This is a genomic window from Micromonospora sp. BL1, from assembly GCF_003667485.1.
Classification (GTDB): domain Bacteria; phylum Actinomycetota; class Actinomycetes; order Mycobacteriales; family Micromonosporaceae; genus Micromonospora; species Micromonospora tulbaghiae.
The window spans coordinates 1-14,493 of record NZ_RCVK01000287.1 but is presented as its reverse complement, the minus strand read 5'-3'; the positions used below and the strand labels follow the sequence as shown (position 1 = coordinate 14,493).

Annotated in this window: 15 protein-coding genes; 11 read left to right on the top strand and 4 right to left on the bottom strand. The window is 73.6% G+C overall.

The annotated features are described in order from the left end of the window. Nucleotides 1-5: 5 nt before the first annotated feature. Entirely contained in the window at nucleotides 6-1,145 is a 1,140-nt protein-coding gene (locus EAD96_RS21465) for a site-2 protease family protein (protein WP_121685564.1), read from the bottom strand. 97 nt (nucleotides 1,146-1,242) lie between these two features. Between EAD96_RS21465 and EAD96_RS21460 the strand changes: the two genes are divergently transcribed. Together EAD96_RS21460 and EAD96_RS21455 are read left to right on the top strand one after the other, a co-directional pair. Next, nucleotides 1,243-1,527: a hypothetical protein gene (locus EAD96_RS21460; protein WP_121685563.1), complete on the top strand. Its 285-nt coding sequence runs from the start codon at nucleotides 1,243-1,245 to the stop codon at nucleotides 1,525-1,527. After that, on the top strand, nucleotides 1,524-1,934 hold the full coding sequence (locus EAD96_RS21455) for a PIN domain-containing protein (RefSeq protein ID WP_121685562.1): 411 nt from the start codon (nucleotides 1,524-1,526) through the stop codon (nucleotides 1,932-1,934). The genes EAD96_RS21460 and EAD96_RS21455 overlap by 4 nt, the downstream gene beginning before the upstream one ends. Nucleotides 1,935-1,941: 7 nt before the next feature. On the opposite strand, the gene EAD96_RS21450 is transcribed toward EAD96_RS21455, so the two are convergent. Then, nucleotides 1,942-2,793 (bottom strand): alpha/beta hydrolase, encoded by an 852-nt coding sequence (locus tag EAD96_RS21450; RefSeq protein ID WP_121685561.1) that lies wholly within the window; start codon nucleotides 2,791-2,793, stop codon nucleotides 1,942-1,944. 140 nt (nucleotides 2,794-2,933) lie between these two features. Between EAD96_RS21450 and EAD96_RS21445 the strand changes: the two genes are divergently transcribed. From EAD96_RS21445 to EAD96_RS21425, 5 genes are all read left to right on the top strand, one after another. Then, nucleotides 2,934-3,677, top strand: coding sequence for an SDR family NAD(P)-dependent oxidoreductase (locus EAD96_RS21445; RefSeq protein WP_120568595.1), 744 nt, complete (start codon nucleotides 2,934-2,936; stop codon nucleotides 3,675-3,677). A gap of 111 nt (nucleotides 3,678-3,788) precedes the next feature. Continuing rightward, nucleotides 3,789-4,673: an ABC transporter ATP-binding protein gene (locus EAD96_RS21440; protein ID WP_121685560.1), complete on the top strand. Its 885-nt coding sequence runs from the start codon at nucleotides 3,789-3,791 to the stop codon at nucleotides 4,671-4,673. A 16-nt stretch (nucleotides 4,674-4,689) separates the two neighbouring features. After that, nucleotides 4,690-5,490 carry an ABC transporter permease gene (locus EAD96_RS21435; RefSeq protein ID WP_121685559.1) on the top strand — a complete coding sequence of 267 codons (801 nt, stop codon included), beginning with the start codon at nucleotides 4,690-4,692 and terminating at the stop codon, nucleotides 5,488-5,490. Nucleotides 5,491-5,511: 21 nt separating this feature from the next. Beyond that, nucleotides 5,512-6,666 carry a sensor histidine kinase gene (locus tag EAD96_RS21430; protein WP_147457913.1) on the top strand — a complete coding sequence of 385 codons (1,155 nt, stop codon included), beginning with the start codon at nucleotides 5,512-5,514 and terminating at the stop codon, nucleotides 6,664-6,666. Next, complete coding sequence (locus EAD96_RS21425) at nucleotides 6,663-7,283, top strand: response regulator (RefSeq protein WP_121685557.1); 621 nt, start codon at nucleotides 6,663-6,665, stop codon at nucleotides 7,281-7,283. The genes EAD96_RS21430 and EAD96_RS21425 overlap by 4 nt, the downstream gene beginning before the upstream one ends. 6 nt (nucleotides 7,284-7,289) lie before the next feature. On the opposite strand, the gene EAD96_RS21420 is transcribed toward EAD96_RS21425, so the two are convergent. Together EAD96_RS21420 and EAD96_RS21415 are read right to left on the bottom strand one after the other, a co-directional pair. Beyond that, nucleotides 7,290-8,180: a L,D-transpeptidase gene (locus tag EAD96_RS21420; protein WP_121685556.1), complete on the bottom strand. Its 891-nt coding sequence runs from the start codon at nucleotides 8,178-8,180 to the stop codon at nucleotides 7,290-7,292. Nucleotides 8,181-8,253: 73 nt separating this feature from the next. Beyond that, nucleotides 8,254-9,699: an alpha-amylase family protein gene (locus EAD96_RS21415; RefSeq protein WP_121685555.1), complete on the bottom strand. Its 1,446-nt coding sequence runs from the start codon at nucleotides 9,697-9,699 to the stop codon at nucleotides 8,254-8,256. A gap of 238 nt (nucleotides 9,700-9,937) precedes the next feature. On the opposite strand from EAD96_RS21415, the gene EAD96_RS21410 reads away from it, so the two are divergent. The 4 genes from EAD96_RS21410 to EAD96_RS21395 form a co-directional block, all read left to right on the top strand. Beyond that, nucleotides 9,938-11,629, top strand: coding sequence for a ferric reductase-like transmembrane domain-containing protein (locus EAD96_RS21410; protein ID WP_233586121.1), 1,692 nt, complete (start codon nucleotides 9,938-9,940; stop codon nucleotides 11,627-11,629). After that, complete coding sequence (locus tag EAD96_RS21405) at nucleotides 11,626-13,092, top strand: NADH-quinone oxidoreductase subunit NuoF family protein (RefSeq protein ID WP_120568599.1); 1,467 nt, start codon at nucleotides 11,626-11,628, stop codon at nucleotides 13,090-13,092. The genes EAD96_RS21410 and EAD96_RS21405 overlap by 4 nt, the downstream gene beginning before the upstream one ends. Nucleotides 13,093-13,108: 16 nt before the next feature. Beyond that, nucleotides 13,109-13,693: a redoxin family protein gene (locus tag EAD96_RS21400; RefSeq protein WP_121685553.1), complete on the top strand. Its 585-nt coding sequence runs from the start codon at nucleotides 13,109-13,111 to the stop codon at nucleotides 13,691-13,693. Beyond that, nucleotides 13,690-14,493: cytochrome c biogenesis CcdA family protein (locus EAD96_RS21395; protein WP_121685552.1), on the top strand; the 804-nt coding region annotated here is incomplete at its 3' end. The genes EAD96_RS21400 and EAD96_RS21395, both read left to right, overlap by 4 nt.

The window sequence follows — 14,493 nt, the reverse complement described above, 5'->3', positions numbered from 1 at the left end:
CTGACTCAGCGCCCGGCCGGCACCTGCTGACGCAGGCTGCCGCGCTGCACCGCCCGGCTGATGTCGCTGGGCGAGACGATGCCGACCAGTTGGTCGCCGACCACCACGAGCGCCCGGCCGTCGGTGCACTCGTTGAGCCGGGGCAGCAGGTCGGTGAGCTGCTCCTCCGGGCGGGCGAGCACCAGTTCGTCCGCCCGGCAGGACACCTCGGCCAGCGTGGTCGACGCGCGGCGGTCCGCCGCGATGCCGCGTACCCGATCGAGCGTGACCAGACCGACCGGCCTGCCGTCGACGGTCAGTGGCAGCGCCGAGTGCCGGTACGCGAAGAGGTAGTGGTCGACGAAGTCGGCCACGGTGAGGTCGCCGGACGCGGTCTGCGGCTGCGGCGTCATCACGTCGCCCACCCGGACGCCGCGCAGCGCGTCGCCCATCCGGGCGGCGCGTTCCTCCTGGCCGGCGGCGCCGAGCAGGAACCAGCCGATCAGCGCCAGCCACAGCCCGCCGAACCCGGCGCCGGTGAAGAACCGCCACAGCCCGAGCCCGATCAGCACGACGCCGAGCACCCAGCCCGCACGGGCCGCCACCACCGACGCCTTCGTCCGGTCGCCGGTGAACTTCCAGACCGCCGCGCGCAGCAGCCGCCCGCCGTCCAGCGGGGCGGCGGGCAGCACGTTGAAGATCGCCAGCAGCACGTTGATGCCCGCGAGCCAGGCCAGCGCGCCGAGCAGCAGCCCGTGCCCACCCGCGGCGGCCACAGCCACCGCGATCGCCGCGAACACCACGCCGATGATCAGGCTGACCAGCGGCCCGACCCCGGCGATCCGCAGTTCGGCGCCCGGGTCCTTCGCCTCGCCCTTCAGCTCGGCGACGCCGCCGAACAGCCACAGCGTGATGCCCTCGACCTCGATGCCGTTGCGCTTGGCGACCACCGCGTGCGCCACCTCGTGGGCGAGCAGGCCGAGGAAGAAGACCACGGCGGCGGCCAGACCGGCCGCGACGTAGGCGACGGGGGAGTGACCGGGGTACGAAGCGGGGAACAGGCTCGCCGACAGCGCCCACGCGATCAGCACGAAGATGACCAGGACACTCCAGTTGACGCCGACCGGTACGCCGGCGATTCGACCCAGACGGAAACTCGCCCTCATGTTCCCGTCATACCCGGCGGACCCACCCGCACACCAGGGCCGGACGACGCCCGCGTGCCGTACCCGAAGCGGAGTATGCGCGAGCTATGGTGAGAGTATGACGCGGCGCATCACGATCAGCCTGCCCGACGACGTGGCCGAGTACGTCGAGCGGTCGCAGGGGACGACGTCCGGCTTCATCGCCGACGTGCTCCGGCGCAAGATGCGGGCGGACGGCCTACGTGCCCGATGGGCCGAGCACGGCTACGTGGTGACCGACGAGGACGTCGAGCGGGCCCGCCGGAGGCTGGCCCAACAGCCGCCGATCACCGACGAGCAGCACGACCGGAACATGGAGTGGCTGCGCCAGTTCGGGGACGGCGACGGGGCGGCCGCCGCGTGAACGGGCTCGTCCTGGACACGTCCGCACTGCTCGCGTACGCCGCGGGGGACAGCGTCGAGCCGGGTGCGCTGCTGACCCTCGCGCAGGAGGATCCCGAGCAGGAGGTGTGGATCCCGGCGCTCTGTCTGGGGCAGGCGCAGCTTCAGGTAGCGGGCACACCGGCCGCCGATCTGCTCGATCTGCTCCTCGACACGGACCGGGACATCCGGGTCGCGGTCTACGACGGCCCGACCAGCCGTCGGGTGGCCCGGATCGCGGCGAGTCGCAAGGTGCCGCTCGACGTGGCCCACGCGGTCGCCACCGCCGTGCTCTACCGCTGCTACCTGGTGACACGGGACGCCGAGACGGTGGCGGCGGCGGCCCCACCCGACCTCGAGGTACTCGACATCTCCGACTCCTGGGAGTAGGCCGGGGTCAGCGCCGTCGAGGGGCCTCGGCGACCACCGTCGGGGAGAACTCGTTCGCCGCCTCGACCGCCCACTCCAGCGCGAAGTCCGCCTCCTCCTCCCAGCCCGGTTCGCCGCCGACGAAGTGCGACCGGCCGGGGAACTCCCGGTAGCCGGTGAGCGCCGTCGAACTCCGGTAGAGGTTGGCGATGCTGCTGGCGAGGGTCGCCGGCACCACGTGGTCCTCGCCGCCCGCGGTGATCAGCAGCGGGGCGCGGTCGCTGCGCTTCTTGTCGATCTCGGTGGCCGAGTTCGGGTCCAGGTTGGCGAACGCGGCCTCGAACAGCACGTGCCCGGCGCCCGGTACGGCGTAGCGCTCCCAGGCGGCGTCGGACTGCTCCTGGCTGATGGTGTTGCCGAAGGCGTACCGGAAGTCCTCCGGGGTGAACGGCACGGCCCGGTGCCGGTTGGCCGGGTTGTGCAGGATCGAGTACCCGGAACGCAGCGTGGCGGGCGGCAGCTTGAGCACGCCCCGTACCGGCGCGGGGTGCACGGCGACCACTGCGGCGCCGAGGCGCCGGTCCAGCAGCAACTGGGCGACCAGGCCGCCGAACGAGTGGCCCATGATGATCGGCGGACGCGGCAGGCCCCTGATGATCGCCTCGTAGTGGTCGGCGATGTCGGCGATGCGCTGCGCGGCGATCGGCGCCGGATCGGCCCGCAGCTCCTCCACCTCGCGGTCCATGCCGGGCCAGGCGGGCGTGAGCACCTGGAAGCCGCGCGCGGCGTACCGCTGCGCCCAGTGCTCCCAACTTCGTGAGGTCATCCAGAGCCCGTGGATGAGCACGATCGTGTCGACCCGTCCCGTCGGTGCGCTCATGTCTGGTCTCCCCGTTTCGCCGCTGGACGGCCCGCGCGTACCCGGACTGGGTGCCGGCAATCCTGTCTGATCGAACGGACAGCAAATGGACGGGGCAACCCGGATGATCAGCGTCCTGAGTCGACTGTCAGGATGACGGCATGACGGTCAGACTTGCCGACAGGGTCGCCCTGGTGACGGGCGGGAGCCGTGGGATCGGCGCCGCAGTCGTGCGCCGGCTGGCCGAGGACGGCGTTCACGTCGCGTTCACCTACCGCACCGCGGAGGAGAGCGCGAAGTCCGTGGTGGCCGAGATCGAGGCGTACGGCCGGACCGGCCTGGCGATCAGTGCGGACAGTACCGACGCGACGGCCGTGGTCGGCGCCGTGGAGCGGACCGTCGCCGAGTTGGGGCGGTTGGACATCCTGGTCAACAACGCCGGGGTGTTCGCGGGTGGGCCGATCGAGTCGGTCAGCCTCGACGCCCTGGACCGGGCGATCGCGGTGAACGTGCGCGGGGTCTACCTCGCCACCCAGGCGGCGGTGCGCCACATGGGTGCGGGTGGGCGGATCGTCAACATCGGCAGCAGCTTCGCCAGTCGTGTCCCGGCTCCCGGGGTGAGCGCGTACGCGATGACCAAGAGCGCCGTGAACGGGCTGACCCGGGCGCTCGCCCGCGAACTCGGTCCGCGTGGGATCACCGTCAACCTGATCCTGCCCGGCTCGACCGACACCGACATGAACCCGGCGGACAGCGCGGGCGCGGACGGGCAGCGGTCGCACATCGCCCTCGGCCGGTACGCGGAACCGGAAGACGTGGCGGCGACTGTCAGTCACCTGGTGGGCGCCGGCGGACGGCACATCACCGGTGCGTCGATCGCGGTCGACGGCGGCGCGACAGCCTGAGCGGACAACCCGGGCGTCCGCCGTCGGCGGTGTGAGCGCCTGACAAATGTCACGGCCGGAAGGTGACTGCCGCTCCGGGGAACCGGACACCGCACGCCGGAGCATCGTGGCATGACCGATTCCGCACCGGCCGTGGACCTGGCCGGACTCACCAAGACCTTCGGCCCGGTGACCGCCGTCGACGGGCTCGACCTGCGGATCGCCCCCGGTGAGGTGGTGGCGTTCCTCGGCCCCAACGGCGCCGGCAAGACCACCACCGTCGACATGCTGCTCGGGCTGGCCCGCCCGGACGCCGGCACGGTCCGCCTGTTCGGCGGCGACCCGGCCGACGCCGTCCGGTACGGCCGGGTCGCCGCCGTGATGCAGACCGGCGGCCTGCTCAAGGACCTCACAGTCGCCGAGACGGTACGGATGACCGCGCACTTCTACGGCCACACCCGGCCGGTGGCGGAGGTGCTGGAGCGCGCCGGCATCGCCGGGATCGCCGACCGTGCGGTGGGCAAGTGCTCGGGCGGTCAGCAGCAGCGCCTGCGGTTCGCGCTCGCGTTGCTGCCCGACCCGGACCTGATGGTGCTGGACGAGCCGACCACCGGCATGGACGTCGAGGGCCGCCGCGACTTCTGGCAGGCGATCCGGGCCGACGCCCGATTCGGCCGGACCGTCCTGTTCGCCACCCACTACCTGGACGAGGCCGACGCGTACGCGGACCGGATCGTGCTGATCCGCCAGGGCCGCGTGGTCGCCGACGGCACCACCGCCGAGATCAAGAACCTGGCCGCCGGCCGGGTCGTGCGGGCGACGCTGCCCGGCGCCGACCAGGCCGCGCTCGCCGCGCTGCCGGGCGTCCGGTCGGTCGAGGTACGCGGCGACGTGGTGCTCGTGCACAGCGAGGACTCGGACGTGGTGGCCCGGCACCTGCTGACCCGCACCGGCGCCCGGGATCTGGAGATCACCTCACGCAACCTCGAGGACGCGTTCCTCACCCTGACGGCCTGAACCGAGGAGCCTCACCATGACCGCCACGACCTCGTCCACCACCGGCACCCGTACGGCCGACCGCCGGCCGCCCGCACTCGGCGGGTTCTGCGCGCCGGTGCTCGCCATCGAGATACGCCGGGTGCTGCGCAACCGCCGTACGCTGCTGTTCATCCTGGTCATGCCGGCCGTGTTCTTCCTGCTGTTCGGGCTGCCCACGCGCGGGGAGAAGCTGGACAACGGGCTGCCGGTCACCGGTTGGATCATGATCAGCCTGGCCGTGTACGCGGCGATGGTCGCCACCACCAGCGCCGGCGCGGCTGTCGCCACCGAACGGGCGCTGGGCTGGAGCCGGCAACTGCGGCTGACCCCGCTGCGCCCGGCCGCGTACGTGGCGACGAAGGTGGCCACCGCGATGGTGCTCGGCCTGCTCGGCGTCCTCGTGGAGTTCGCTGTCGGCGCCGCCTCCGGGGTGCGGCTGCCGGCGCACGTCTGGGTGGAGTCCGGGCTGACCGCCTGGATCGGCGCGCTCGTGTTCGCCGCGTTCGGGCTGTTCGTCGGCTACCTCGCCCCGGCCGAGAACGTCATGCAGTTCATGGGCCCGGCGCTGGCCATCCTGGCCATGCTGGGCGGCCTGTTCGTCCCGCTGGAGCTGCTGCCCGACGTGATGCAGCAGATCGCCAAGTTCACCCCGGTGTACGGGGTCGGTCAGCTCGCCCGCGCGCCGCTGACCGGCACCGGGGTGGACTGGGCGGCGGTGGCGAACGTGACCGCCTGGACCGTGTTCTTCGGCCTCGGCGCGGCCCGGCTGTTCCGCCGGGACACCACACGCGTCTGAGGTGGCACTAGCGTGATCGGCGTGACGTCGCCGCCCGTCCCGGCCCGGCCGGTGAACCGCCACTGGCGGTTCACCGGCTGGCTGCTGGCGGCGGTCTGGCTGTTCTTCCTCAACATCCCGTTCACCACCGCCCTGCACCAGCCGCAGATGTGGCGGCGGCTGGCCGGGATCGGCTCGCTCGTCGCGTTCGCCGTGGCGTACGTGCTGATCTTCGAGTGGGCCCGCGCCCGGCGGCAGCGCAACCTGTCGGTCCCGCCAGGCCGGGCCCGGCTGCTGATCGCCGTGCTGCTCGCGCTCGGGCTGGCCGGGATCCCCGGCACCGGCGGCGACTGGCTGACCACACTGGTCTTCGTCGCGGCAGCCGCGGTGTTCCTGCTTCCCTCGGTGGAGGCGCTGGTCGTGGTGGTGCTCGCCGCGGCGGCGCCACCGGTGACCGCGCGTCTGGTGCCCGGCTGGGAGCACGAGAGCACGCTCGTCTTCGCGGTGCTGCTCGCCTCGTTCGCGATGTTCGGGGTGAGCCGGCTGGCCCAGCGCAACGGCGAACTCCAGGCCGCGCAGCAGGAGATCCGCCGGCTGGCGGTGGCCGAGGAACGCGCCCGCGCCGCCCGTGACCTGCACGACATCCTCGGGCACTCGCTCACGGTGGTGGCGGTCAAGGCCGAACTGGCCGGGCGGCTGATGGAGCTGGACCCGGCCCGGGCCGCCACCGAGATCGCCGACGTGGAACGGCTGGCCCGGGAGGCGCTGGCCGACGTGCGGGGCACCGTCGGGGCGTACCGCGGGGTAGATCTGGCCTCCGAACTGGCCGGCGCGCGGTCGGCGCTCGCCGCCGCGGGCGTCGTCGCGGACCTGCCGGAGTCGGTGCCGCCGCTGCCGGCGGACCGCGACGAGTTGTTCGGCTGGACGGTCCGCGAGGGGGTGACCAACGTGGTGCGGCACAGCGGCGCCCGCCGGTGCGTCATCCGGGTCGAGCCGTCGGCGGTGGAGGTACGCGACGACGGCCGGGGTCCGGCGGACCAGCGGGGCACGACGGCCGGGCACGGCCTGGCCGGGCTGCGGGAGCGGGCCCGGCGGCTGGACGCGGCGGTGACGGTGGCGCGGCCGGACGACGGGCATGGTTTCCTGCTCCGGGTGACAGTGCCCGCGGCGGTTGCGGACGGAGGGGCGCACCTGTGACCGAGCCGATCAGGCTGCTGCTCGCCGACGACCAGGCGCTGGTCCGGGGCGCGCTGGCCGCGCTGCTGTCGCTGGAGGCGGACCTCACAGTGGTGGCCGAGGTGAGCCGAGGTGACGAGGTGGTGCCGGAGGCGCTGCGCACCGGCCCGGACGTGGCGCTGCTCGACGTGGAGATGCCGGGCCTGGACGGGGTCGCCGCGACCGCCGCGCTGCGGGCCGCGCTGCCGTCCTGCCGGGTGCTGGTGGTGACCACGTTCGGCCGCCCCGGCTACCTGCGCCGGGCGATGGAGGCGGGTGCGAACGGCTTCGTCGTGAAGGACACTCCGGCCCGGCAGCTCGCCGACGCGGTCCGCCGGGTGCACGCCGGGCTGCGGGTGGTCGACCCGGCGCTCGCCGCCGAGACGCTGGCCACCGGGCCGAGCCCGCTCACCGAACGGGAGACCGAGGTGCTGCGTACGGCGCGCGGCGGCGGCACGGTGGCCGAGCTGGCGGCGACGTTGCACCTGTCCGAGGGGACCGTCCGCAATCATCTCTCCGCCGCGATCGGCAAGACCGGCGCCCGTAACCGGGCCGACGCGGTGCGGGTGGCCGAGGCCAACGGCTGGCTGCTGGGGTGAGCCCGGTCAGGGCAGGCGGTCGACCACCACGAAGGCGGTGCCCGGCTCCACCTCGGTCAGGAGCAGACGCTGGGCGCTACGGGTCAGCCGGATGCAGCCGTTGGTGACGTTCTTGCCGAGCGTGTCGTCGTTGTACCAGCTGTGCAGTCCGATGTGGGCTCCCCGCAGCCCGGTCGGCACCGCGTCCGGGTCGTCGGGGATCGCGCCGAGGGCGAAGATGTCGACGCCGCCGTAGACGGCCTGCGGGGGCGGGGTGCGGCCCAGCACGAACGTACGGCCCAGCGGGGTGAGCTGCCCGGACATGCCGAGGCTGACCGGCCAGGTGCGCATTGCGCGCCCGTCCCGGCTCCAGGTGAGGCGGTGGGTGCGCCGCTCCACCACGATCTGGTCGCGCAGCACCACAGTGGTCCAGCCGCCGGACGGCAGCCAGGCGATGGTGCGGTTGGCCGACGGCAGCAGCACCGCCGTCCAGCCGGAGCGCCGGTCGACGATCGGCACCGTCAGCCGTACGCCGCTGATGGTCGGCGCGAGGAACGCCAGCGGACGGCCGCCCGGTGCGTCGTACGCGGCCACGTTCCGGTTCGGGCGCAGCCCTTCGCTCAGCGGGCGGATGTCGGCCGGGTCCGGGTCGGGCGGGAAGCCGCGCGGCGCCGGGTCGTAGGTGACCACCGGCAGGTCGTCCGGCGGCGGCGCGGCCGGCGGCACCGACTCCTGCGGCGACGGGCTCGGCGCGGCGGTCGTGGCCGGGGGCGCGGCGGCGGGTGGCGCCGCCTGGCGCGCGGGCGTGGCGGTGAGCGCGCGGCCGACCAGCAGCGCGGTGACGAGCAGCAGCGGTACGGCGAGCGCGGCGATCAGCCAGCCGGGAGGCCGGCGCGTGGCGAACCGGTCGAACAGCACGAAACCGACTGTAACCGACCGGAAGCCCCCGTACCCGGTACTACGGGTACGGGGGCTTCGCGGCGCGGGTAGCTCAGCTCAGCTTCGCGCCGATGTGGATGGCGATCGCGTCGTGCGCGGGGACGTTCGCGGCGAACCAGCCGGACGAGTCCACGGTGATCACCGGCCCGCTGCACGAGCCGTTGCTGAACGTGCCGTGGACGACGTCGCAGTAGCGGCCCGCCGGCAGCCCGGTGTAGTACGACCGCCCGTTCACCGCGCTGTCCTCGTCGTTGATCGTCAGGTAGCCCTTGCCGGTACGGCTGAACGCGATGTGCTGGTAGCCGTTGTCGTACCAGTTGGAGACGCCGGCGCCCTCGGTGGCGTTGCGGAAGCCGACCATGTTGGCGATGACCGGCCAGCGGTGCTCGCACTCCCAGCCCGAGTAGCAGGTGACGTTGGTGATCCGGTTGCTGCCGTCGGCGGGCGGACCCTGGTCCCGGCCGCTGTACGTGAAGCTCGACATCACCGCCGGGGTGCCGTACGGCCAGGCCAGCATGAACGCGTTGGCGAGCGCGTACGTGCCCCGGTTGCGGTAGGTCAGCACGCCACCCTCGCGCTGGGTGTCGTGGTTGTCGGTGAAGACCACCGCCTTCGCGCTCGACAGGTAGCCCCAGGACTCGCCGAAGTTCTTCAGGTGCGCCAGCCGCTCGTTGTTGAACATCCGGGCCAGGTCCTTGCCGTACCGGAACTCGTGCACGTCGCCGTTGCCGGTGTACTCGGTCGGCTGGATCGGCTCACCGGCGCCGTAGATGACCTCCTGCACCAGGTACGCGCTGCGGGACAGCTTGGCCTTGATCGCGGCGATGTCGGCCGCCGGCATGTGCTTGCTGCCGTCCAGCCGGAAGCCGTCGACGCCGAGCGAGAGCAGGTCGTTGAGGTACGCGGCCAGCCGGCCGCGCACGTACTCCGACTCGGTCTTGAGGTCGGCGAGGTTGACCAGCTCGCAGTTCTGCACCTCGTACCGGTCGTTGTAGTTGGCGATGTCGTTGTTGCCGTTGCGGCCGCAGTAGTGGAAGTCCTGCGCCGAGTAGACGCCCGGGTAGTTGTAGTGGCCGTACGACGAGCCGGCCCAGCCGGTGCCGCCGTTGTCCTGCCCGGACATGTGGTTGACCACGGCGTCGACGATCACCTTGACGCCCGCGGCGTGACACGTGTTCACCATGGACTGGAACTGCGCGCGGGTGCCCTTGCGGGACTCGATCCGGTAGCTGACCGGCTGGTACGACACCCACCACGGGCTGCTGTTGACGTGCTCCTGAGGTGGGGATACCTGCACGTAGCCGTAGCCCTTCGGGCCCAGCGTGCTGGTGCACTCGGCGGCCACCGAGGTCCAGTTCCACTCGAAGAGCTGGACGATCACCTTCTTGGCGCCCGGGGTGGTGGCGGCGGCCGGGGGTGCCGCCGCGGTGACGGGTACGAGCAGGCTCGCGGCCAGACTCAGGGCGAGCGCGGCGGCGCGGCATCGGCGTCGATGCATCAGGACTCCTGCGGGGTGCGGGGGATGCGGGGGAGTGGAGCCTGTTTCAGTGCCGGCTTCTTGCAAGCCAGCCTGAAATTTTGCGGCAAGGTTACGAGCCTGTTGCAAAGTCTGTCAACGCATGGGCATCCGTCGTTGCGTCAGGCGCTACACGCGCGTCCGGGCTGGACGGTTCGAGAATCCGACCGAGAAATTCGCCACCGGAGGTGATCCGTCCGCGCCGTCCCTCCGTACCTGAGTGGGGAGCAGGGTCGGCCGGTGGGGGCGCCGCCGCGAGACGATCGAGGAGCAGATGGCCCGGGCACAGCAGAACGAGAAGGCGACGACCGTCCGGACCACCAGCACCAGCCGTGGTGCCCGGACGATGTCGAAGTCCGCGATGGTGGCACTGACCGCCTCCGCGCTCGGCCTCGCGTGGGCGGGTGTGGAGCTGGCCGGTGCCGGCGGCGTCATGTACTCGTACGGATTCTTCTTCACCGAGTTCTTCGCCGGGGTGGTCGCCCTGGTCTCGCTCAGCATCACAGTGATGCTGGGCCTGCTCGCCACCGACCGCCTGGTGCTGCTCATCCGGCACCGCGTGCTGCTCCAGTCGGCGCACCGGGCCACCGGCGTGCTCGGCGTGGCCGGGCTGGTCTTCCACGTCATCACCAAGGTCGCGATCGGCCGGGCCGGGCCGACCGACGCCGTGGTGCCGTTCCTCAGCGGCAGCGGCCTCTACGTCGGACTGGGCACCGTCGCCGCGCTGCTGATGGTGGGCGTGCTCTGGACCGGCATCATCCGGGTCCGGTTCGCCGGGGTCGGCCCGAAGTGGTTCTGGCGCGCGCTGCACTCCATGGCGTACGTGTCCTGGCCGTTCGCGCTGGTGCACGGCCTCAACGCCGGCCGTCCGGCCGCCGCCTGGGTGGTGCTGAGCTACCTCGCCTGCGTGGTGCTCGTGGTGATGGCGCTGCTGGTGCGCGTCTCGGTCCACCTCGGCAAGCGCAGCCGCGAGCAGCACCAGGCGGTCGCGCTCAACAAGGCGATGGCCGGCAAGGGCGAGGAGCGTACCGGCGTGTTCGCCGCGCTCACCCGCAAGAAGGCCGCCGACAAGGAGGACAAGGGCGCCGGCCGGGGCCGCTGGGCCGAGGCGACCGCCACCTGGACCGCACCGGCCGGCACCGCCCGGCGGCGCGATCCGGAGCGGTTCGCCGTACCCGTGGTGCCGGAACCCGGATCGCTGCGCGAGCCGGTCCGCGCGGCCGCCGCCCGGCGGCGCGACGAGGAGCGCGAGCCCGTCGTCCGCGCCCGGGACGAGGAGACGGCGCCGGCCCGCCGGACCGACGGCGAGCGGCCCCGCCGCCGTCGCCGCGACGACGAGGAACGCGTGACCCGCCGGTCCCGGACCGAGGAGCGGGTGAGCCGCCGGCCCCGCGACGACGAGGACCTGGTCGCCCGGTACTCCGCGCCTCCGGAGAGCGGCGGCCGGCACTCGGCGCCGCCGGACACCGGCGGCCGCCACTCCGCACCCCCGGACAGCGGCCGGTACGCCACCGCCGCCGAGGTGGCCCGCTACTCCGCGCCGCCGCGCGCGACCGACGAGCCGGAGGAGCCGTGGGACAGCCCACGCCGCTGGGAGACCCGCCCGGTCTCCGGTGAGCCGATCTCGGCCGGCCCCATCTCCGGCACCCCCCTCTCGGCCGAACCGCTCAGCGGATCCGGCCGCCGCTACCGGGACGAGGAGGACGTGCCGGAGCAGCCGGACTACTGGCGCCCGCCGGCCCGCTACGCCGCCGACGAGGCGTTCGTCGACGACACCCCGACGCTCGTCGACCTCGCCTCCCGCCGGGCGATGCGCGCGGGCAAGGAGAGCCGGTCCAGCCGCCGCAAGCGGGCCGACGCGGACGCGGTCGACGGCGCGTACTGGGCCGGGCTGCGGGGTGAGGCCCGGTGAAGCGCACGACGGTCCCGCCGGTCGCCTGTGTCGGCGAACCCCGCCTGACCGCCGGGTTCGCCGAGTTCGGCCGGCTCGACCTGCTGGCCCACGAGGAGGTGCACGGCCCGATCGGCCCGATGGAACCGGCGGCGCTGCTGCGGCTCGCCGAGGCCATCGACCTCAAGGGCAAGGGCGGCGCGGGCTTCCCGTTCGCCCGCAAGCTGCGCGCGGTGCTGGAGTCCTGCGAGCGGCAGGACCTCGGTGCCGTGGTGGTCGTCAACGCCACCGAGGGCGAGCCGGCGAGCTGGAAGGACAAGGTGCTGCTCACCCGCGCCCCGCACCTCATCCTGGACGGCGCCGCGCTCGCCGCGTTCGCGCTCGACGCCGAGGAGATCGTGATCGGGGTGGCCGACGACGACGTGGGCCGGCCCTCGCTGACCGAGGCGTTGCAGGAACGGCGGATGCCGGTGCCCACCACGATCGTCACCGTGCCGCACCGGTTCATCTCCGGTGAGGGCGGCGCGCTCGTCAACGGCATCAACGGACTGCCGCACATCCCGCCCGGCACGAAGAAGCGGTCCAGCGACTCCGGCGTCGGCGGGCTGCCCACGCTGCTGTCCAACGCCGAGACGTACTCCCAGCTCGCCGTCGCGGCCCGGATCGGCCCGTACGAGTACGCCGCGCTCGGCACCGACGACGAGCCGGGCACCGTGCTGCTCACCGTCACCGGGTCGGCGAAGCGCCCCGCCGTGGTGGAGTGCGCCGCCGGCACCCCGCTGCGCGAGATCCTCGACCTGTGCGAGGTGCCGCCCGGCCCGGGCATCCTGATGGGCGGCTACCACGGCAAGTGGATCACCGCGGCGGCCGCCGAGCGGGCCGAGGTGTCCCGCAAGGGGCTCACCGCCGTGGGCGGCACGCTCGGCGCCGGCATCATCGTGCCGCTCGGCGCCGACACCTGCCCGCTCGGCGAGGCCGCGCAGGTGGTGCGGTACCTGGCGGGCGAGTCCGCGGGGCAGTGCGGCCCGTGCAAGATGGGCCTGCCCGACCTGGCCCGCTCGGTCGACCTAGCGGTCTCCGGCAGCGCACCGGTCGAGCTGGTCCGCGCCGCGGCCGGCGACGTCAAGGGCCGCGGCGCGTGCAGCCACCCGGACGGCACCGCCCGGTTCGCACTGTCCGCGATGGAGGTCTTCGCCGACGACCTGCGGCTGCACGCCACCGGCGAGGGCTGCGGCAAGCGGGTCAAGGGCATGATGGGCCTGCCCGGCGCGCCCGACGGCAACCCGCAGAAGCTCACCCTGGACTGGTCGCGCTGCGACGGGCACGGGCTGTGCGCGCACGTGGTGCCGGACTTCATCCGGCTCGACGGCAACGGATACCCGGCGTTCCCGCCCACCCCGGTGCCGACGTGGCTGCGCGAGGGCGCGCTCAAGGCGGTCAAGGTCTGTCCCGAACTCGCGCTCCGCCTGGTCCGGGCCGAGTAGAACCCAGGAGCCGCCGATGCGTACCGCCGCTCGTGTGACAGCCGCCGCCGTGCTGGCCGCCACGCTCGCCGCCGCGACCGCCTGCGCCGGGCCCGAGCCCGGGGACCGGGCCGGAGCGGTCGCACCGGCCCCCCCGGCCGCCGCGTCCCCGTCCGGGCCGGCATCCGCGCCGGCGTCCGCGTCACCGGCCACGGTGCCGGCCGCGCTGTCGTTCACCGGCAAGACCCTCGACGGTACGGCGTTCGACGCCGCCACCCTGGCCGGGCGGCCGGTGGTGCTGTGGTTCTGGGCGCCCTGGTGCGCCACCTGCGCCAGCCAGGCGTGGACGGTGGCCGAGATCGCCCCCACCTACCGCGACACCGTTCCCGTCGTCGGCGTCGCCGGACTCGGCGAGCAGAAGGCCATGAAGTCGTTCGTCACCGAGTTCGACCTGGGCGGCACGACACAGATCGACGACCGGGCGGGCGCGCTGTGGCGCCGGTTCAAGGTGGCCGAACAGAGCACGTTCGTCGTCCTGGACCGCACCGGCCGGGTCGTCCACCAGGGATTCCTGGACGGCGAGGCACTGACCCGGCAGGTCGAGACGCTGGCCCGGGGATGACCGGCGCGCTGCTGCTCGCCCTGACCGCGGGCATGCTCGGCGCGGTCAACCCGTGCGGCTTCGCGATGCTGCCCGCGTACCTGTCACTGCTCGTCGCCGGCCCCGACGGCGGGCGCGGCGCGGTCGGCCGCGCGCTCACCGCGACGGCCGGGCTCACCCTCGGGTACGTGCTGGTGTTCGGCGCGTTCGGGCTGGCCCTGGCGCCGGCGGCGGACTGGCTGCGACCCCGGCTGCCGTGGCTGACGGTGACGCTCGGCGTGCTGCTGGCGCTGGCCGGGTGCTGGCTGCTCGCCGGCCGGCGGCTGCCCGCGCCACGCCCGTTACGCGTCGCGCCCCGGCTCACCCGCACCTGGCCGTCCATGGCGCTGTTCGGCGCGGCGTACGCCCTCACGTCGCTGACCTGCGCGATCGCGCCGTTCCTGGCGATCGTGGTGACCAGCCTGCGGGCCGGGTCGCCGTTGCGCGGGCTGGCGCTGTTCGGCGCGTACGCGCTGGGGATGGCGCTCGTGGTCGGGGTGGCCGCGCTCGCCGTGGCGCTGCTGCGCGGCCGGGTCGTGGCCCGGTTGCGCGGCGCCGGCGCGTGGGTGCCGCGCCTGAGCGGCGTGGTGCTGCTGGTCGCGGGCGGCTACGTCGCCTGGTACGGCTGGTACGAGGTACGCCTCGCCCAGGGTCGCTACGACGCCTTCACCGACCCGGTCATCCGCACCGCCGCCGACATTCAGCAGACCGTGGTGAACGCCGTCGACACGCTGGGCCCCGCCGTCCTCGCGGCCCTCCTGGCCGCGAGGACGGCGGGGCCC

What these genes read in the sequence shown, in the direction of transcription:
- EAD96_RS21440 (WP_121685560.1), top strand. Translation starts at nt 3,789, where the DNA reads ATGACCGATTCCGCACCGGCCGTGGACCTGGCCGGACTCACCAAGACC.
- EAD96_RS21450 (WP_121685561.1), bottom strand. Translation starts at nt 2,793, where the DNA reads ATGAGCGCACCGACGGGACGGGTCGACACGATCGTGCTCATCCACGGG.
- EAD96_RS21460 (WP_121685563.1), top strand. Translation starts at nt 1,243, where the DNA reads ATGACGCGGCGCATCACGATCAGCCTGCCCGACGACGTGGCCGAGTAC.
- EAD96_RS21445 (WP_120568595.1), top strand. Translation starts at nt 2,934, where the DNA reads ATGACGGTCAGACTTGCCGACAGGGTCGCCCTGGTGACGGGCGGGAGC.
- EAD96_RS21435 (WP_121685559.1), top strand. Translation starts at nt 4,690, where the DNA reads ATGACCGCCACGACCTCGTCCACCACCGGCACCCGTACGGCCGACCGC.
- EAD96_RS21415 (WP_121685555.1), bottom strand. Translation starts at nt 9,699, where the DNA reads ATGCATCGACGCCGATGCCGCGCCGCCGCGCTCGCCCTGAGTCTGGCC.
- EAD96_RS21400 (WP_121685553.1), top strand. Translation starts at nt 13,109, where the DNA reads ATGCGTACCGCCGCTCGTGTGACAGCCGCCGCCGTGCTGGCCGCCACG.
- EAD96_RS21465 (WP_121685564.1), bottom strand. Translation starts at nt 1,145, where the DNA reads ATGAGGGCGAGTTTCCGTCTGGGTCGAATCGCCGGCGTACCGGTCGGC.